The 19,254-nt window shown below is 72.6% G+C and carries 13 protein-coding genes; 4 read left to right on the plus strand and 9 right to left on the minus strand.

Annotated elements, in window-relative coordinates:
* Nucleotides 1–35 precede the first annotated feature (35 nt).
* The 6 genes from BLW14_RS05450 to BLW14_RS05475 all read right to left on the minus strand — a co-directional run bounded on the left by BLW14_RS05450 (nucleotide 36) and on the right by BLW14_RS05475 (nucleotide 10,705).
* Nucleotides 36–3,794, minus strand: a complete 3,759-nt coding sequence (locus BLW14_RS05450) for a S8 family peptidase (RefSeq protein ID WP_256332683.1) — start codon at nucleotides 3,792–3,794, stop codon at nucleotides 36–38.
* A 117-nt stretch (nucleotides 3,795–3,911) separates the two neighbouring features.
* A complete protein-coding gene (locus BLW14_RS05455) occupies nucleotides 3,912–5,063 on the minus strand; it encodes an XdhC family protein (protein WP_093704887.1) in 1,152 nt (383 codons plus the stop codon).
* 33 nt (nucleotides 5,064–5,096) lie between these two features.
* The gene (locus BLW14_RS05460; protein ID WP_093704889.1) at nucleotides 5,097–6,554 is read right to left on the minus strand and encodes an NCS2 family permease; all 1,458 of its coding nucleotides are present in this window, start codon (nucleotides 6,552–6,554) and stop codon (nucleotides 5,097–5,099) included.
* A 273-nt stretch (nucleotides 6,555–6,827) separates the two neighbouring features.
* Nucleotides 6,828–9,212 carry a xanthine dehydrogenase family protein molybdopterin-binding subunit gene (locus tag BLW14_RS05465; RefSeq protein WP_093704891.1) on the minus strand — a complete coding sequence of 795 codons (2,385 nt, stop codon included), beginning with the start codon at nucleotides 9,210–9,212 and terminating at the stop codon, nucleotides 6,828–6,830.
* Between the two features lie 3 nt (nucleotides 9,213–9,215).
* Nucleotides 9,216–9,812, minus strand: coding sequence for a (2Fe-2S)-binding protein (locus BLW14_RS05470; protein ID WP_093704893.1), 597 nt, complete (start codon nucleotides 9,810–9,812; stop codon nucleotides 9,216–9,218).
* A gap of 2 nt (nucleotides 9,813–9,814) precedes the next feature.
* Nucleotides 9,815–10,705, minus strand: coding sequence for an FAD binding domain-containing protein (locus BLW14_RS05475; protein WP_093704895.1), 891 nt, complete (start codon nucleotides 10,703–10,705; stop codon nucleotides 9,815–9,817).
* 257 nt (nucleotides 10,706–10,962) lie between these two features.
* Here BLW14_RS05475 and BLW14_RS05480 point away from each other — a divergent pair, with 257 nt between their 5' ends.
* Nucleotides 10,963–12,678 carry a PucR family transcriptional regulator ligand-binding domain-containing protein gene (locus BLW14_RS05480; protein ID WP_093704897.1) on the plus strand — a complete coding sequence of 572 codons (1,716 nt, stop codon included), beginning with the start codon at nucleotides 10,963–10,965 and terminating at the stop codon, nucleotides 12,676–12,678.
* 172 nt (nucleotides 12,679–12,850) lie between these two features.
* Nucleotides 12,851–13,636 (plus strand): hypothetical protein, encoded by a 786-nt coding sequence (locus BLW14_RS05485; protein WP_018523764.1) that lies wholly within the window; start codon nucleotides 12,851–12,853, stop codon nucleotides 13,634–13,636.
* A gap of 31 nt (nucleotides 13,637–13,667) precedes the next feature.
* Here BLW14_RS05485 and BLW14_RS05490 read toward each other — a convergent pair whose 3' ends face one another.
* Complete coding sequence (locus BLW14_RS05490; RefSeq protein WP_093704899.1) at nucleotides 13,668–14,432, minus strand: GntR family transcriptional regulator; 765 nt, start codon at nucleotides 14,430–14,432, stop codon at nucleotides 13,668–13,670.
* A 146-nt stretch (nucleotides 14,433–14,578) separates the two neighbouring features.
* On the opposite strand from BLW14_RS05490, the gene BLW14_RS05495 reads away from it, so the two are divergent.
* Both BLW14_RS05495 and BLW14_RS05500 read left to right on the plus strand, forming a co-directional pair.
* Nucleotides 14,579–15,427 (plus strand): (2Fe-2S)-binding protein, encoded by an 849-nt coding sequence (locus BLW14_RS05495; RefSeq protein ID WP_093704901.1) that lies wholly within the window; start codon nucleotides 14,579–14,581, stop codon nucleotides 15,425–15,427.
* A 205-nt stretch (nucleotides 15,428–15,632) separates the two neighbouring features.
* Nucleotides 15,633–16,712 carry a DUF2637 domain-containing protein gene (locus BLW14_RS05500; protein ID WP_093704903.1) on the plus strand — a complete coding sequence of 360 codons (1,080 nt, stop codon included), beginning with the start codon at nucleotides 15,633–15,635 and terminating at the stop codon, nucleotides 16,710–16,712.
* Nucleotides 16,713–16,764: 52 nt separating this feature from the next.
* Here the strand turns inward: BLW14_RS05500 and BLW14_RS05505 are convergent, their stop codons facing one another.
* Nucleotides 16,765–17,130 carry an ATP-binding protein gene (locus BLW14_RS05505; RefSeq protein WP_093704906.1) on the minus strand — a complete coding sequence of 122 codons (366 nt, stop codon included), beginning with the start codon at nucleotides 17,128–17,130 and terminating at the stop codon, nucleotides 16,765–16,767.
* A gap of 156 nt (nucleotides 17,131–17,286) precedes the next feature.
* Nucleotides 17,287–19,185: a serine/threonine-protein kinase gene (locus BLW14_RS05510; RefSeq protein ID WP_093704908.1), complete on the minus strand. Its 1,899-nt coding sequence runs from the start codon at nucleotides 19,183–19,185 to the stop codon at nucleotides 17,287–17,289.
* Nucleotides 19,186–19,254 lie beyond the last annotated feature (69 nt).

Below are 19,254 nucleotides of genomic sequence, written 5' to 3' on the forward strand. Positions count from 1 at the left end.
CCACCCCGGAGAGGTGAACGGCCGCCTCGCGCACGTTACTTCAGGCCGAACGCCCGGATGATCTCCTGGTCCACCGCGAGGCCGCCGGCGGCCTCGGCGTGAGCCTTGAGGGAGATCGCGGTGGCGCCCTTCTTCGGGGTCTTGAACCGGGCGGTCCAGGAACCCGTACGGTCCTTCTTGAGCGACACCGCGCTCCAGGTCTTCCCGTCGTCGTAACTCACCGACAGGGACGCCTTCGCGGCCTTCACGGCGCCGTCCAGCCACTCCTGCGTGGTGGACGACAGGCCGATCTCCGTCCACTTGCCGGCCCGGACGTCACCGGCGAGGTCCGTGGCGACGTCGTAGTCGAGCTGGAGCATCGGGATGTCGACCTGGTACGGGCCCTCGGGGTCGTTGGCCCCCGAGACGAACGACCACTCCGAGTGGGTGCGTACGGACGTCTTCCAGGTGTCCGCGTCGCGCGAGGCGTCGAGCACCAGGCGGTAGGGCAGCTTCTCGTCGGGCAGGTCGCCGATGTAGCCGGCCCGGCCCGGGGACTCGTCGAGCAGCTTGTCGCCCTGGTAGACCCTGGACGTGGTGGTGTCGTACTCCTTGTCCGGCATGGAGCCCGAGTGCCCGGCCCCGCCGTCCGTCCACGGGGTGATGTTGTACTGGATGTCGCCGTACTGCGAGCGGTTCGGGCCCCAGAAGGCGGTGCCGAGGCGCGGCCGGGCGACGGGCGCGAACCACTGGGCCTTGTTGGTGGAGCCGGCCCGGTAGTCCATCTCGCCGCCGCGCTCCTCCAGCGCGGTGTCGCTGCCCTCCTCGTTGAACTGGGAGTGGTTCTCGTACCAGAAGGAGGCGCCCGGCAGCGGGTTGACCCACTCGGTACGGGTGCCGGGGAACTTTTCGTACTCCTCGAAGCCCAGCCCGGGGCCGTACTCGGGGATGTCGTAGCGGAATCCGCCGCCGACGACGTCGCGGTGGCCGTAGAAGGTGTTCTCGATCTTCGCCAGGTCACGGGTGGCCGGGGCGAAGGCGAGCGAGCGGTTTGGGATGGTGCCGTTGTGGCGGTCGACCAGGTCGTAGACGTAGCTCGCGAACTTGTGCTGCTCGACGGTCAGCCTCTTGCCGCGCCGGGCGGTCTTGATCAGGCTCTCACCGGCGATCCGCTGGACGGTCGCGACCGGGAGGGCGAGCGTGGTGCCGTAGTCGCCGTAGGACTCCATCAGCCGGCCGTCGCCCTGGTTGACGACGAACAGCGCCTTCGCGCCCGCGGCGACGGCGGCGGCGACCCGGTCGGCCGGGGCCACCGTGTCGCTGCCGCGGATCACGACGGCCCTGCCCTCGGCGTCCAGGTGCTTGTAGTCGGCGGCGGAGCCGTCGCCCGCGAAGACGCTGCGCAGCTTGGCGCGGCTGTCCTCGGCGACCGGCGAACCGCTCTGCACGGTCACCGGGACGTCCCGGCCGTCGGCCGTGACGTCGATCAGCTTCTCGCCCTGGCGCCAGCGGGTCAGGAAGGAGAAGTCGCCCTGGGTGACCTTCTTGGTGGGGGCCGCCCACAGCTGGTCGTACGTCAGCGGGATCTGGTACGCGTCGCGCTGGACCGTGCCGTCCGGTGCGGTGCGCGCCATGTCGTAGCGCAGCTGGCGGGTCTCGGTCTCCTTCGGCGTGCGCACGCTGATCTTGCGGGCCTCGGAGGCGTCGAGGGTGGCCGTGACCGGCTTGTTCAGGATGATCTCGGGGGCGGCGAGGAAGGCGATGGCCTTGGAGTCGGCGGTGTCACCCTTGATGTCCGCGGCGGTCCAGGCGGTGTAGTTGCCCGGGGGCAGGCGGAGCGTGGTGTCACCGGAGACGGCGACGGGCGACAGGTTCGGGTCGCCGAGCGCGCCGAGGACGACGGTGCCGTCCATGGGCTTGCCGGAGCGGTCGCGCAGCCGGAGCGTGAGGTCGTAGAGCTCCTGCTCCTTGTTGAGCGCGAAGCCGGTGTGCGCGACGACGGCGCCGGAGGCGTCCTTGGCGACGACCTGCCCGGAGAACGTGGTGCCCGCGTCCACCTTCGACGGGTCGAGCGTGAGGACGGCCTCGGCGGTGGAGCCGGCCGGGACGGTCAGCTTCTTCACGGAGAGGGTGTACGCGTCCGAGTCGCTGTCCGTCGCCAGGTCGAGGGTGACGTCGGCGGCGCCGGTGTTGCGGTAGGTGAGGGTGCGTTCGGTGACCGGGTCGGAGGCGCTGTGCGGCCAGTCGTACGCGGCGACCGCGACGGAGCCCGTGGCCTCGATGGTCGCGTCGACGGCGGCCTTCACGTCGAGCCGGCCGGTGCCCTGCTCGTACGGGGTGTAGTCGGGCAGCACCTTGGACGAGGTCATCAGCGCGTCCTTGATGCGCTGGCCGGTCCAGTCGGGGTGGCGCTGCTTGAGGATGGCGGCGGCGCCCGCGACGTGCGGGGTGGCCATCGACGTGCCGGACATCGACTGGTACATGCCCTCGATGCCGGGGACCGACTGCGAGGCGGCGGCGTTGATGTCGACGCCGGGCGCTGACAGGTCCGGCTTCAGGCCGTAGCTGCGCACCAGCGGGCCCATGGACGAGAAGTCGGCGCGGCCGTCCTGCTTGTCGACGGCGGCGACGGTGAGCGCCTTGTCGGCGGAGCCCGGCGAGCCGATGGTGCCGGCGCCGTACGCGTTGCCCGCGGCGATCACGAAGAGCGGGCCGCCGTCCGCGGAGAGGGTGTTGACGGCCTGGGACATGGGGTCGGTGCCGTCGTCGGCGACCGGTGAGCCGAGGCTCATGGAGACGACGTCGGCGCCCTCCGCCTTGGCCCACTCCATGGCCTCGATGATGCCGGAGTCCGCGCCGGAGCCCTCGTTGCTCAGGACCTTGCCGACGAGCAGGCCGGCCTCGGGGGCGACGCCCTTGTTGACGCCGTCGGACGCGGCGCCCGAGCCGGCGATGGTGGAGGCGACGTGCGTGCCGTGGCCGTTCTTGTCGTCGACCTCCTCGCCCGGGACGAAGCTCTTCGTCTCCAGGATGCGGCCCTTGACGTCCGGGTGGTCCTCGTCGATGCCGGTGTCCAGGACGGCGACCTTGATGCCCTTGCCGTCGTAGCCCTCGGCCCAGGCCTGCGGGGCGTTGATCTGCGGCACGGAGTCCTTGAGCGCGGCCTCGGCGCGGCCGTCGAGCCAGAGCCTGGCGATGCCGTTGTCCAGCGAACGGGCCGTGGCGGTGCGCGCGATGTCGTTCCAGAAGGAGCGCGCGGTGTCCTTGCCGGCCTTCAGCGCGGCGCCGTGGATGGACTCCAGCTGCCGGACCGTCTTGCTGCCCCGGGGGGCGGCGGGCAGCGAACGGGCCTTGGACGCGGGGTAGGTGGCGATCAGCGGAATGCCGCCGGCCGCCTTGTCGTCGTAGCCCATCTTCGCGAGCGCGGAGACGTTGAAGAGGCGGCGGTCGAGCCTGCCGGCCGCGAGCAGGCTCTGCGCCTCGTCGGGCAGGACGTAGATGTCGTCCCCGGCCTGCTGGACGTGGACGCCGCCGGTGGCGCCCTCGGGGCGGTCCACGGTGACGGTGTCCTGGTTGCCCGTGCCGTCCGTGTAGTGGACGACGTCACCGGTGACGAGGGTGATGTCGTAGCGGTGAACGGGCTTGCCGGTGGGGGCGGTTCCCGCAGTGGCGGGAGCGGGGGCGGCTGCCGCGGTGCCGGTGACGGGCAGCAGCGCGCCGCTCACCAGGGCCGCGGCGGTGGCTATGAGGAGGGTGCGTCGCCCGGCGCGAGCGGGTCTCACCCGGCCGGTCGCGGTGGAGGGGGTGAAAGTCATGCTCATGATCTACCGGTAAACGCGCCGCCGTGGGACGGTCCGCGCCTGGCGCGAATGCGCCGTGGCGGCTACCCGCCGGACGCGGACACCGCGTGGCCGGGGCGTGTGGGGGCCACTTCAGGCCACGGAGCCGATGCGCCCCGCCGGGGGCGGCCCTCCGGGGTGGTGGATCGGGGTGTGCGCGCCGGTGAGCGGGGCGCCGCTGCCGCCGCGCCGGACGGCGATGATCTCGGCGGCGATCGACAGGGCCGTCTCCTCGGGCGTACGGGCTCCGAGGTCGAGGCCGATCGGCGAGTGCAGGCGCGCCAGTTCCAGCTCGGTGACCCCGGCCTCGCGGAGCCGGTCGTTGCGCTGGAGGTGGGTGCGGCGGGAGCCCATCGCGCCGACGTACGCCACGGGAAGCCTGAGCGCCGCCTCCAGGAGGGGGACGTCGAACTTGGCGTCGTGCGTGAGGACGCACAGGACCGTGCGGGCGTCCACGGCAGTGCCGTCCAGGTAGCGGTGCGGCCAGTCGACGACCAGGTCGTCGGCGTCCGGGAAGCGGGCCCTCGTCGCGAAGACGGGCCGCGCGTCGCACACCGTGACGTGGTAGCCGAGGAACTTGCCGGCGCGGACCAGGGCCGAGGCGAAGTCGATGGCCCCGAACACGATCATCCGGGGCGGCGGGACGCTGGACTCCACGAGCAGCGTGAGGGGCTGCCCGCAGCGCGAGCCGTCGGCGCCGATGGTGAGGGTGCCGGTGCGTCCCTGGTCGAGCATGGCGCGGGTTTCGGCCACGGCGGTGCGGTCGAGCTCGGGGTGTCCGCCGAGCCGGCCCTCGTACGTGCCGTCGGGCCGTACCAGCAGGGGCCGGCCGAGGAGTTCGGCGGGCCCGTCGGTGATCCGGGCGACCGCCGCCGCCTCCCCCCGTACGGCGGCGGCGAGCGCGGCGGTGAACACCGGGCGGGCGGGGTCGTCCGCCCGGACCGGGGTCACCAGGATGTCGATGACGCCGCCGCAGGTCAGGCCGACCGCGAAGGCGTCCTCGTCGCTGTAGCCGAAGCGTTCGAGGCGGGTCAGGCCGTCGTCGAGCGCCTCCTGGCACAGCTCGTACACCGCGCCCTCCACACACCCGCCGGAGACCGAGCCGATCGCCGTGCCGTCGCGGTCGACGGCCAGCGCGGCCCCCGGCTGACGGGGCGCGCTGCCGCCGACGGCGACGACGGTGGCCACGGCGAAATCGCGTCCCTGCCCGGCCCAGCGGTCGAGCTCTTCGGCGATGTCCAGCATCTCGGTCTCCTTGGCGGGTGTGGGAGCGGCGGGTCAGCTGACCCCGAGCCAGCTCTCGATGGGGTGCAGGGCGAAGTAGACGATGAAGATCACCGTCAGGCCCCACATGAAGGCGCCGACCTCGCGGGCCCGGCCCTGGGCGGCCTTGATGGCGGTGTAGGAGATGACGCCCGCCGCGACACCGGTCGTGATGGTGTACGTGAACGGCATCAGGACCACCGTGAGGAACACGGGGATGGCCACGGAGCGGTCGCTCCAGTCCACGTGCCGGGCGTTCTGCATCATCATGGCGCCGATGACCACGAGGGCGGCGGACGCCACCTCGGCGGGCACGATCGCGGTGAGCGGGGTGAAGAAGAGGCAGGCGGCGAAGAACAGGCCGGTTACGACGGAGGCGAGGCCCGTCCTGGCCCCCTCGCCGACGCCGGTCGCGGACTCCACGAAGACCGTCTGCCCCGAACCGCCGGCCACACCGCCGATCGCACCGCCCGCGCCGTCGATGAACAGCGCCTTGGACAGGCCCGGCATGCGGCCCTTGTCGTCGGCTAGCCCGGCCTCCGTGCCGACGCCGATGATGGTGGCCATCGCGTCGAAGAAGCCGGCGAGCACCAGGGTGAAGACGATGAAGCCGACGGTCATCGCGCCGACGTCGCCCCAGCCGCCGAAGTCGACGTCGCCGAAGAGCGAGAAGTCCGGTGAGGAGACCGCGGAGCCGTTGAGCTCGGGCGGGCCGCTGCTCCAGATCTTCGGGTCGACGTCCGCGACCTTGTTGATCACGACGGCGACCACGGTGCCGACGACGATGCCGATCAGGATCGCGCCGGGGATGTTGCGGGCCTGGAGCATGAAGATGAGCAGCAGGGTGACCGCGAAGACGAGGACGGGCCAGCCGGCGAGTTCACCGGTGGGGCCGAGGGTCACCGGGGTCGCGGTGCCCTTGCCGACGAAGCCGGCCTTGTAGAGCCCGATCAGGGCGATGAACAGGCCGATGCCCATGGTGATGCCGTGCTTCAGCGGGAGCGGGATCGCGTTCATGATCAGCTCACGCAGACCGGTGACCACCAGGAGGCAGATCACCAGGCCGTACATCACACACATGCCCATGGCCTGCGGCCAGGTCATTTCGGGGGCGACCTGCGAGGACAGGACACCGGAGACGCTGAGGCCCGCGGCGAGCGCGAGCGGGACCTTGCCGACGAAGCCCATCAGCAGGGTGGTCGCCGCCGCCGCGAGCGCGGTGGCGGTGATCAGCGCCGGCTGGCTGAGCACGTTCTGGTCGACGTCCTTGCCGCCGAGGATCAGCGGGTTGAGCAGGAGGATGTACGCCATGGCCATGAAGGTCGTGACGCCGCCGCGCACTTCCCGCGCCACGGTCGAGCCGCGGTCGGATATGTGGAAGTACCGGTCGAGCCATGATCTGCCGGCGGGGACGCGCGAGCCGGGGCCCGCGTCCTCCGCACCGGTCTTCGGCTGCACTGACTGCTGGGTCATGATGCCTGACTCCCAAGGTTCACAGGGGCACCCGCGATGAAGAATCGAAATGCGGGATTTGGGATGACTGCGCTGGCGGCACGACCCGGGGGACGGCCCGAGACGAACTGTTCATGCAGGAAGGGCTCGGAACGGCTGCCGCCGTTCCGGGTGCGGGGGGTTCGGGGCCGCGAGCGGCGCGGGACCCTGGGCCTCCGGGCGGTGCGGGCCGGGGAAGTGTGACGTTCGCCGGTGGCGCGCACCGCCCGGAGAGCGGTGGGGGCGGAGCCCCGGTCAGACGCCGGTGAGGTGTTCGGGCCGCACCGGTGTCCGGTCGAGCTCCAGACCCGTCGCGTTCCGGATCGCCGCGAGGACGGCCGGGGTGGACGACAGGGTCGGGGCCTCGCCGATGCCGCGCAGCCCGTACGGGGCGTGGTCGTCGGCGAGTTCGAGCACGTCGACCGGGATGGTCGGAGTGTCGAGGATGGTGGGGAGGAGGTAGTCCGTGAAGGAGGGGTTGCGCACCTTCGCGGTCACCGGGTCGACGATGATCTCCTCCATGACGGCGATGCCCATCCCCTGGATGGTGCCGCCCTGGATCTGGCCGACGACCGACAGCGGGTTGAGCGCCTTGCCGACGTCCTGGGCGCAGGCCAGTTCGATGACCTTGACCAGGCCGAGCTCGGTGTCGACCTCGACGACCGCGCGGTGCGCGGCGAAGGAGTACTGGACGTGGCCGTTGCCCTGTCCGGTGCGCAGGTCGAAGGCCTCGGTGGGCCGGTGGCGCCACTCCAGCTCGATGTCGACCGCCTCGTCCTCCAGGACGTCCGCGATGTCGGCCAGCACCTCGCCGCCGTCGGTGACGACCTTGCCGCCCTCCAGGAGGAGTTCGGCGGTGGCCCAGGCGGGGTGGTGGGTGCCGAGCTTGCGGCGGCCCATCTCCAGGACCTGTTCGCGGACGGCCTCGCAGGAGTTCTTGACCGCGCCGCCGGTGACGTACGTCTGGCGGGAGGCGGAGGTCGATCCGGCGGAGCCCACCTGGGTGTCGGCGGGGTGGATGGTGACCTGGGAGACGCCGAGTTCGGTACGGGCGATCTGGGCGTGCACGGTGACGCCGCCCTGCCCGACCTCGGCCATCGCGGTGTGCACGGTCGCGACGGGTTCGCCGCCGATGACCTCCATGCGGACCCGGGCGGTGGAGTAGTCGTCGAAGCCCTCGGAGAAGCCGACGTTCTTCAGGCCGACCGCGTAGCCGACCCCGCGTACGACGCCCTCGCCATGGGTCGTGTTGGACAGGCCGCCGGGCAGGGCCCGTACGTCGGCGTGCTCGCCGGCGCTCTCCCACTGGCGCTCGGGCGGCATCGGCATGGCCTTGACGCGGCGCAGCAGTTCGGCGACCGGGGCGGGCGAGTCGACCTGCTGTCCGGTGGGCAGCAGGGTGCCCTGCTCCATGGCGTTGAGCTGCCGGAACTCGACCGGGTCCATGTCCAGACGGGCGGCGAGCTTGTCCATCTGCGCCTCGTAGGCGAAGCACGCCTGGACGGCGCCGAAGCCGCGCATCGCGCCGCACGGGGGGTTGTTGGTGTAGAGGGCGATCGCCTCGATGTCGACGTCCTCGATGACGTACGGGCCGACGGCCAGCGAGGAGGCGTTGCCGACGACGGCCGGGGAGGCGGAGGCGTAGGCGCCGCCGTCCAGGACGATGCGGCACTTCATGTGCGTGAGCTTGCCGTCGCGGGTGGCGCCGTGCTCGTAGTGGAGCCGGGCCGGGTGGCGGTGGACGTGCCCGAAGAAGGACTCGAAGCGGTTGTAGACGATCTTCACGGGCTTGCCGGTGCGCAGGGCGAGCAGGCAGGCGTGGATCTGCATCGACAGGTCCTCGCGCCCGCCGAAGGCGCCGCCGACGCCGGAGAGCGTCATGCGGACCTTGTCCTCGGGCAGGCCGAGCACGGGCGCGATCTGGCGCAGGTCGGAGTGGAGCCACTGGGTGGCCACGTACAGGTCGACGCCGCCGTCCTCTGCGGGTACGGCGAGCCCGGACTCGGGGCCCAGGAACGCCTGGTCCTGCATGCCGAAGTAGTAGTCGCCCTTGACGATCACATCGGCCCGGGCCTCGGCCGCCGCCGCGTCGCCCCGGACGATCGGCTGGCGGTGGACGATGTTGGGGTGCGGCACGTGGCCGATGTGGTGGTCGTCGCGGCCCTCGTGGATGAGGGGGGCGCCGGGCGCGGTCGCGGACGCCTCGTCGGTGACGACGGGCAGTTCGCGGTAGTCGATCCGGATCTTCGCGGCGGCGCGGCGGGCCGTCTCCGGGTGGTCGGCCGCGACGAGCGCGACGGGCTCGCCGTGGTGGCGGACCCGGCCGTGGGCGAGGACGGGGGTGTCCTGGATCTCCAGGCCGTAGTTCTTCATCTCGGCCGGCAGGTCGTCGTAGGTGAGGACCGCGTAGACGCCGGAGGTGGCCAGCGCCTCGGAGACGTCGATGGAGACGATCTCCGCGTGGGCGACGGTGGAGCGCAGGGTGTGGCCCCAGAGCATGTCCTCGTGCCACATGTCCGAGGAGTACGCGAACTCGCCGGTGACCTTCAGGATGCCGTCGGGGCGCAGCGTGGACTCGCCGATGCCGCCCTTGGTGCGGGTGCCCTGGTTGATGTTGGTGGGGGAACCGGTAACGCCCATGGCTCAGACCGTCTCTTCCGCGCGGGCGGCCGCGAGGCGGACCGCGTCGAGGATCTTCTCGTAGCCGGTGCAGCGGCAGAGGTTGCCGGAGAGCGCCTCGCGGATGTCCGCGTCGGACGGCTGCGGGGTGCGCTCCAGGAGCTCGTCGGCCGCGACCAGGAGGCCGGGGGTGCAGAAGCCGCACTGGACGGCTCCGGCGTCGATGAAGGCCTGCTGGATCGGGGAGAGCTCGCCGGTGTCGCGGGTCTCGTCGCCCGCGGCGGGCTCGGCCTTCCAGCGCTTGGCCCGGTCCAGCGAGGTGCCGCAGGCGCCGGAGGCGCAGCCGGTGCCGGGGTGGGCCTCGGCGCGGTGGGCGGCGAAGTCGGCCAGACCTTCTACGGTGACGACGTCGCGGCCCTCGACCTGGCCGGCGGCGACCAGGCAGGAGCAGACGGGGACCCCGTCGAGGCGGACCGTGCAGGAGCCGCACTCGCCCTGCTCGCAGGCGTTCTTCGAGCCGGGCAGGCCCATGCGCTCGCGCAGGACATAGAGGAGGGACTCGCCCTCCCAGACGTCGTCGGCCTCGTGGCGGCGGCCGTTGACCGTGAAATTGACGCGCATGATCAGGCGGCTCCTTCGGTGCTGCGGCCGTTGCCGCGGTATGACTCCCAGGCCCAGCCGAGGGTGCGGCGGGCCATGATCCCGACGGCGTGCCGGCGGTAGCTCGCGGTGCCGCGCACGTCGTCGATCGGGTTGCAGGCGCCGGCGGCGAGCGTGGCGAACTGCTGGGCGACGGACGGGGTGATGATCGTCCGGCTGTCCCAGAACCCGCCCTCCTCCAGGGCGGCGTTCAGGAACTCCTCGGCCTCCTTGGCCCGTACGGGTGTCGGTGCGGCCGATCCGATGCCGGTGCGGACCGTGCGGGTCTCGGGGTGCAGGGCCAGGCCGAAGGCGCAGACGGCGATGACCATCGCGTTGCGGGTGCCGACCTTGGAGTACTGCTGCGGCCCGTCGGCCTTCTTGATGTGCACGGCCCGGATCAGCTCGTCCGGTTCGAGTGCGTTGCGCTTGACGCCGGTGTAGAAGGCGTCGATGGGGATCATCCGGGTGCCGCGCACGGACTCGGCCTCCACCTCGGCGCCGGCGGCGAGCAGGGCCGGGTGGGCGTCACCGGCCGGGGACGCGGTGCCCAGGTTGCCGCCGACGCCGCCGCGGTTGCGGATCTGCGGGGATGCGACGGTGTGGGAGGCGAGCGCGAGACCGGGCAGCTCGGCCCGCAGGTGCTCCATGATCTGGCTGTACGGCACCGAGGCGCCGAGCCGTACGTTCTCCTGGCCCACCTCCCACTCGGTGAGCTCACCGATGCGGTTGAGGTCCAGGAGGTATTCGGGGCGCCGGTGGTCGAAGTTGATCTCGACCATCACATCGGTGCCCCCGGCGATGGGCACAGCCGTCGGGTGCTCGGCCTTGGCGGCGAGCGCCTCCTCCCAGCTTGCGGGGCGAAGGAAGTCCATGGTGGCTCTCTTCTTCTCAATCGTGTCTTCACGCTGGGCTGGGTGACGGCCGGCCCTCGAACTTGTTCATGTCTTGTTCACGCGGTGTGTGGCCCAGTACACAAGCCCTGCTCCACCTGGTGCAGTCACCGAACCCATGAAGCGGTTGGCCGGTCTCCGCTCATGTCTTGTAGATTCGAACGAATGGCGGGGCTCAACAGCCTCACCGCAACACCCAGACTTCACCCGTACCAACGAAAGAGATCGGCGGCGACCCGATGCGGCTGCGCGCACTGCTGGAGAACGACGCGCTGGGCCTGCGGCTGCTCGGCGGCGACGAGGAGCTGGACCGCTCGGTGCGCGGGGTGATGACGACCGACCTGCGCGATCCGAGCCGCTACCTCACCGGCGGCGAGCTGGTCCTGACCGGCCTGGCCTGGCGCCGGGACGCCGAGGACTCGGAGCCCTTCGTACGCATCCTGGCGGGCGCCGGGGTGGCCGGGCTCGCGGCCGGCGAGGCGGAGCTGGGCGACATCCCGGACGATCTCGTCGAGGCGTGCCTGCGCCACCGGCTGCCGCTGTTCGCCGTCCACGAGACGGTCGCGTTCGCAACGATCACCGAGTACGTGGTGCGCCAGGTCTCCGGGGAACGGGCCGGCGACCTGGCGGCCGTGGTGGACCGGCACCGCAGGCTCATGACCTCGGGCCCGGCGGGCGGCGGCCCGGAGGTGGTCCTCGATCTCCTCGGCTCCGACCTGGACCTCCATGCCTGGGTGCTCTCCCCCACCGGCCGGCAGATCGCGGGCGCGGGCGCCCCGCTGTCCGCCGCCGCCGGGGCGGAGCTGGCCGGGCTGCATCTCGCCGCCGTCCGCTCCGGCCGCCGCGCCCCGCACCGGGCCGCGCTGGGCGGTACGACGTATTCGCTCTTCCCCATCCGGAACAACGGCCGGGGCGGCGCCGCGCCGGCCGTCCGCGACGTGCGCGAGTCGGTGCTCTCCGACTGGCTGCTGGCCGTGGAGGCCGACGCGAGCGACTGGCCTGCCGCGCGGCTCGACCTCCTCCAGGGCGTCACCCAGCTGATCGCGGTGGAGCGCGACCGGCGCGACGCGGCCCGCACGGTGCGCCGCCGGCTCGCCCAGGAGGTACTGGAGCTGGTCCAGGCGGGCGCCGCGCCCGCCGAGATCGCCGCCCGGCTGCGCGTGGCCACCCCGGTCCTGCTCCCCGGCCTGGGCACCGCGCCGCACTGGCAGGTCGTGGTGGCCCGGGTCGAGTGGGACGAGGAGGGCGCGTCCCGTGTCCAGGGAGGCCCGGTGGCCCAGGCCCTCCTTGAGGAGATCCTCGTCGACCCGGCCGTGACCGGACCCGACTCGGCGGACCGGATCGCCGTCGCCCACACGGGTGACGAGGCGATCGCGCTGGTGCCGCTGCCCGCCGCCCCGGACCGGGCGGAGGGCACGGCGGGCGACGCCGCCGAGGGCGCGGCGGAGGGCGACGGACCGGCCCTGCACGCCGACGCGCTGCTCGCCGCCGTGCGCGCCCCGCTCTCCGCGGGGCTCGCCGACGACGGCCGCCTGACACTGGGTGTCAGCGCCTCGGTGCACTCGGCTGAGGGGCTGCGCGGCGCCCTGGAGGAGGCCCGGCACGCGCGCCGGGTCGCGGCGGCCCGTCCGGGGCGGGTCTGCGCGGCCGGCCACCACGAGCTGGCCTCGCACGTCCTGCTGCTCCCGTTCGTCCCGGACGACGTGCGCCGGGCGTTCACCGCGCGGCTGCTCGACCCGTTGCGCGAGTACGACCGGCGCCACCGCGCGGAGCTGATCCCGACGCTGGAGGCGTTCCTCGACTGCGACGGTTCGTGGACGCGCTGCGCGGCCCGGCTGCACCTCCACGTCAACACGCTGCGCTACCGGGTCGGGCGAATCGAGCAGTTGACGGGGCGTGACCTGGCGCGCCTGGAGGACAAGCTCGATTTCTTCCTGGCCCTGCGCATGAGCTGAATTCCCGGGCCCCGCAAGGGTCTGAGGCGCGCCAGGGACACTCCCGCCGATTGTGAAAACTTTCACCTGACATTGCCTCGCCCTCTTGGCCCGGCGTGCCATTCCATGCTGTGATGCGGCCCATACTCAGCTCGAAGGCGCGCTCGGGGAGGGCAATGTGGCGCATACCGCCATGTCTGGTTCCGGAACGACAGCAGATGACGATCCTCCGCTCCAGACCGCGGTATGGCGGCTGCGCTCGCGCGGCTGCTGGACGGACGCCGCGGCCCTGCTGGAGCACGACGCCGCCACCGACCCGGCCGCGGCCCTCCAGCGGACGGCCCTGCTGACCGAGCGGTGCCTGTACACGGGCCAGGGCTGGACGGACGCCGAGGACGCCCTGCGCACCGCCGAGGCCATGGCGCACGACGACGAGGAGCGCGGCGCGGCCGCCTGCGAACGCGGCTACCTCGCGTACGCCTCGACCCTCCTCGGAGTACGGGACCGCGCCGACGAGGCCCGGGTGGCGCTCGGCCGGGCCGCCGCCCTGCTCTCCCCCGCCGCCCAGGGCAGGCCGCTGCTCGACTTCCGGCGCGGCCTGATCGCGCAGAACATCGCGGACTCCCCGCAGGCCGCCCGGGCCGCCTACCGCAGGGCCCACGCCGGCGCCACCGCGCAGGGCGACGCGCTGCTGCTCTCCTCCACCTGGCGCCACCTCGCGCTGATCGCGCTGCGCGAGGGCGAACTGGCCGAGGCCCGGCACGGTTTCGCGGAGTCCCTGCGGATAAGGGAGGAGCTGGGCTACCTGGTCGGTACGGCTCCGGCGCTGATCGCGATGGCCGACGCCGAGCCGGAGCCCGAGGCCGCGACCCGGCTGCGTGCCGAGGCGGGCCGCCTCTTCCGGCTGCTGGGCGGCGTGCCGACCTGGCTGGGCCCGCACCTGGACCCGCCGCCGCCGGAGACGGTCGAGGCGAACTGAGCCGGGGCCGGGGCGCCGCGCCACGGCGCTCTCAGCCGTCGGCGCCCGCGAAGTGCTCGCGTACCAGGGACTGGACGACCGCCACGTCCTGGGCGATCAGCGCGTCGAGCAGCGCGGTGTGCTCGGAGGCGTCGGCCAGCAGGTCGGCGCGCCGGGTGACCGGGTTGTCCACCAGGGGCCACTGCGAGCGGCGGTGCAGGTCGTCGGCGACGGCCACCAGACTGCTGTTTCCGGCGAGGGCGAGCACCGCGCCGTGGAAGGCCCGGTCCGCCTCCGCGTAGCTCGCCCGGTCGCCGACGGCCGCCGCGGCGACGGTGGCGTCGGCCAGCGGGCGCAGGGCGCACCAGCGGGCGGGCGGGACGGTGCGGGCGAGCCGCAGCATGACGGGGACCTCGATCAGGGCCCGGACCTCGGCCAGCTCCGCCAGCTCGCGCGGTCCGCGCTCGGCGACCCGGAAGCCCCGGTTCGGCACGACCTCCACGGCCCCCTCGGTGGCCAGCTGCTGCATCGCCTCCCGGACCGGGGTGGCCGACACGCCGAAACGGGCGCCGAGCGCGGGCGCGGAGTAGACCTGTCCGGGGACCAGCTCGCCGTCGACGAGGGCGGCGCGCAGGGCCTCAAGGATCTGACCGCGCACCGAGTGCCGGCGGACCTGGACGCGGGGTGCCTCGTGCGGGTGCTCCCCGTGGGTGTGCTCGCCGCGGGCCTGTTCCGGCACCCGGACGGACGAGGCGGGCACGCCGGCGGACGCCCCGTGCCGGGGCCGCACCTCCTCGCGCGCTCCGCCCTGCTCCACGGGCACCTCCTCGGCCGGTCGCGGGCGCGGCTCGCGGGTCGGGCGCCCTCAGTGCACGATAGGCGCAAGGGGCCCCAGTTCAAACATCGATCCGGCAGGGTAAGGTAAGGCTTACCTGCTGACGATCGTGAATCGGTGGTCCCCGCATGACCCTGCCCGCCCTGCTCCCCGCAGTGACGGCCTCCCCCGTGGCCGACGCGTACGCGCGCCTGACCGAGGTCTTCCCCGGGCTGCGCGCCGAGATCCTCGCCGACGGCGAGAGCGCCCCCGGCGGCCCCGGCTGGGTGGGCGCGCACGAGCTGGCCGCGGGTGGCGACGCCTTGGACACCTTCCTCGCCTTCGACGACGAGCAGGTCCGGCGGGACTACGGGCAGGAGGGCCGGCCCGATGTGATCGCCAGCTTCGGACTGCACCGCTACGCCTGGCCGGCCTGCCTGTTGGTGACCGTTCCGTGGTTCCTGCACCGCCGCGTGCCCCGCGTCCCGGTCGAGGACGTCTCGTTCCAGCGGGCGCTGGGCCATCTGACGTTGCGGGTACGGGAGTTCGCCTGCCTGCCCGACGATCCGGCGGCCGCGCTGCCGGGTGCCCGGGTGGTGGCCGACGAGGCCGCGCTGCGGGCCGAGGTGCTGGACGCGGTGGCCGAACACCTGGGCCCGGTGCTCGACGGCTTCCGTCCGCGCATGCGGCGCGGCAAGCGGGCCCTGTGGGGGATGGCGACCGACGAGATCGTCGAGGGCCTCTGGTACGTCGCCCATCTGCTGGGCGAGGAGCAGCGCGCCATGACGGAACTGGAGGCGCTGCTGCCGGGCGCCACGAAGCCGTACGTCGGCACCGCCGGCTTCCGCGAGCTGACCGGCCCGAACGGAGAATCACTGCCCACCCGGGACCGCGCCAGCTGCTGCCTCTTCTACACGCTGCGCCCCGAGGACACCTGCGTCACCTGCCCACGTACGTGTGACGAGGAGCGCGTCCGCAAACTCACGCCCGCCACCTGATCGACTCCGCCGATCCACACCGCCCGGACGAGTGGCGTTGATTCGAACATCATGCGCACACCACTGAGGGGTGTTCGACCAGATCGTCCACATCGACGACGTCGGGCACCCCATTGGCGTTCTCTTGCCCCGAAACCGTCTGGACGTGAGGGAGTTTCCGCCACGATGGCGTCCGAAACCCCCTACGTGACGCAAGGGACCGCGCATGAGACTGACCGACATATCGCTTGACTGGCTGCTTCCGGGCGCCGTGCTGCTCGTGGGGGTCATGGCGGCGGTGGCGGTCGTCGCGCGCGGCAAGCGCGCCTCCGACACATCCGCGGCTGACGACAGCTGGGAACGCAGCGAGGAGCGGCGCAGACGCAAGGAAGCGCTGTACGCCACCGCTTCGTACGTGCTGCTGTTCTGCTGCGCGGCGGTAGCCGCCGCGCTCTCCTTCCACGGGCTCGTCGGCTTCGGCGAACAGAACCTCGGCCTCTCCGACGGCTGGGAGTACCTGGTGCCCTTCGGCCTGGACGGGGCCGCGATGTTCTGCTCGGTCCTCGCCGTGCGGGAGGCCAGCCACGGGGACGCGGCGCTCGGCTCCAGGCTGCTGGTGTGGACCTTCGCCGGTGCGGCCGCCTGGTTCAACTGGGTGCACGCGCCGCGCGGCATCGACCACGCGGGCGCCCCGCACTTCTTCGCGGGGATGTCCCTCTCGGCCGCCGTGCTGTTCGACCGGGCGCTGAAGCAGACCCGCCGGGCCGCCCTGCGCGAGCAGGGCCTCGTGCCCCGGCCGCTGCCGCAGATCCGGATCGTGCGCTGGCTGCGCGCGCCCCGGGAGACCTTCGGCGCCTGGTCGCTGATGCTCCTCGAAGGCGTACGCACGCTGGACGAGGCGGTCGACGAGGTACGCGAGGACCGCAGGGAGAAGGAGCAGAACCGTCTCCGCAGGAAGGACCAGGAGAAGCTGGACCGGGCCCACATCAAGGCCCTGAACCGGCAGAACCGGGCCTGGGGCCGGCTCGGGCGGGGCGGCGCCCCGGTCGAGGTGGCCGCGCTCGCCCCGGCGACGGGCTCCGCGCAGTCCGTCGCGGAGCCCGCCATATCCGAGCCGGGTCAGCTGCCCCTGCGACCCCGGCCATCCCTGCAAGCCGTGAACCACTCGAACTCGGCGAGCGTCCCTGAACTGGGCGCGAGCGAATCGGCCCCGGTCAATCTCACCGCCGAGGACGACACCCAGGCCCTGCCCCGGCTCGATTCGCTGGAGCAGAAACTGAAGGACCTGGAGCAGCAGTTCGGCTGAGAGGCGGGACGGCAGTCGCGTACGAACCGGCCCTGACGGCCCGCGAGGACCGTCAGGGCCGTTCGCCGTCCAGCTCGAACCACACCACCTTGCCCAGCGCGCGGGGGCTCACGCCCCAGGAGTCGGCGAGGCTTTCCACCAGGATCAGCCCCCGGCCGTGCGTACCGTCGTCGGCGGGCGGTACGTGCGACGCGGGCGGCATTCCGGTGATGAAGTCCCGCACCTCCACCCGCAGGCGGCGGGGTGCGACGCTCACGGCGACGACCGCGCCGTCGTCCGTGTGGACCAGGGCGTTGGTCACCAGTTCGCTGAGCAGCAGCTCGGCCACCCGGGCCGGCTCCTCCTTCCACCGGTAGCGCAGTAACTCCCGTACGGCCCCGCGCACTTCTCCCACGGCTGCCAGGTCGGCCCGGTCCACCCTGCGATGCATCCGGGCCTCTTCATGACACTCCATCGTTTCCCCCGCCCACACGGTCATTCGCCCCCTGTCTCGAAGGTGCTCACGCAATGCATGCCCCACCTACGGGCTGTCACGCTTGCGGAGTCCTGCGGACCGGAGTAAATCGTGCGGGGCTCAGGCTCGCTTGTAGTAGTACTTCATCCCGCTGACGTCGTGCTGGATGCCGCTGCCGTTGGTGACGAAGAAGGTCGCGCCCGTCGTGGTGTAGCAGTAACCGGGGTTCGGGCCGACGAGCTTCAGGGTGCCGACATCGAGCCGGCTGCTGGTGCTGGACGTCACCTTTCCCTCGTACGGGCAGTTGTTGTACACGTAGTCGCTGAGGCGCACCACGCCGTCCTTGGAGATGGTGATGGTGCCTGGCCGGCCCGTGTTGTACACCTCCCCGTACTTCCAGGTGCCGACGAATGCCGCGGGCACCGTGCTGCCGCCGCCGCCCGATCCGCCGGTGGAGCCGCCCGACGTACTGGTCGAACCCCCGCCGCCGGACGTGCTCGTGGAGCCGCCGGAGCTGCTGCCGCCCGAGCTGCCGCCGGTCGTGGTGGAGCCGCCGCCCCCGGTGGAGGACGAGCCGCCGCCGGTGCTGCCGCCGCCCGTGGCCGAACCGCCCGAGGACGAGCCGCTTCCGGTGGAGCCCGAGCCGCCGCCCGCGGTCCCCGCGTCCCGGCCGTTCCTGCCCGGCTCCCCGTCCTTGCCGTCCTCCCCGTCCTTGCCGCCGCCCGCCTTCTTCTTGCTCGGGGACGCCTTCGGACTCTTGCTGCCGGTCGGGGACGCGCTGCCGGCCGCCGAGGGCTCCGGCGCGGCGGTCGGGCCCGTCGACGTGGCCGCCGGGGGCGCCGCGTGCGCGTCGGCTCCCCCGTGGCTGAACGGCTGGAGCATGACCAGCGTGCCGCCCCCGCCTCCGAGGACGACCACCAGCGGTACGGCGACCAGCCAGGGGCGGCGGCGCTTCGGCTTCTTCTTCTCCGCCGTCTCCTCGCCGGCCACCAGAGCCGCCACTTCCGGCGCCGCCCGGAGGTCGATCGTCGCGCGGTCGCCCTTCTCCCGCAGCGGCTCCGCCTCCGCGTCGAGCAACTGGGCGGACTGGCGGGCCAGATGGCTCACCACGGCGGCGGGCAGCCACGAGGAGGCGACCGGACCGGACTCCCGCCCCGGCTCGGCCAGCAGTTCGTCCACGGAGGGCCGGTCCTCGACCGGCTTGACCAGCAGCCCGCCGATCAGCGCCTTGAGATCCGCGTCCCGGACCCGATCGAGCTCGGGCTCGGCCTCGGCGATCCGGTACATGATCGCGTGCTGGTTGCTCGCCCCGTGCCCGAAGGGGAGCGTCCCGGTCGCCGCGTACGTCAGCACACAGCCGAGGGTGAAGACGTCGCTCTTCGGTACCGCGCTCTCCCCGTGCACCTGCTCCGGGGCCATGAACCCGGGCGTGCCGATCATCATGTTGGTACTGGTGAGCAGGGACTCGACGGCGGTCCCGATGGCGCGGGCGATCCCGAAGTCGATGACCTTGGGCCCCTCCATCGTGAGCATCACGTTGGACGGCTTCAGGTCGCGGTGGACGATGCCCGCCGCGTGGATGTCCTTCAGCGCGTGCAGCAGCCCCGTGGCGAGGGCCTGCACGGAGGCGGCGGGCAGCGCGCCGTGTCCCCGCACGACCTGTTCCAGCGAGAGCCCGGGCACGTAGCCCGTGGCCACCCAGGGAAATTCGGCGTCCGGTGCCGCGTCCAGGACGGGCGCGGTCCAGCGCTCACCGACGCTCCGTGCCGCCTCGACCTCGCGCCGGAAGCGGCCCCTGAACTGCGGGTCCGCGACGTGCTCCGGGTGCACCACCTTGACCGCGACGGTGCGGCCGCCGTCGGACCGGGCGAGGTAGACCCGCCCCATGCCGCCCGCGCCGAGCCGGCCGAGCAGCAGATACGGCCCGATGCGCGCCGGGTCCGACGGTGTCAGCGGTTTGATGCCTCCGTCGAGGTAGTCCTCGTTGTCCGCGTGGTCGCCATTGTTCACGCCGGTCATGTTCGAGCGCTCCCCGTGTGTCCCGAACAGCGGCCCCCGGGACCGCCTCCGTCACCTGAAATCCCCATG

Source organism: Streptomyces sp. 2131.1 (genome assembly GCF_900105515.1).
Classification (GTDB): domain Bacteria; phylum Actinomycetota; class Actinomycetes; order Streptomycetales; family Streptomycetaceae; genus Streptomyces; species Streptomyces drozdowiczii.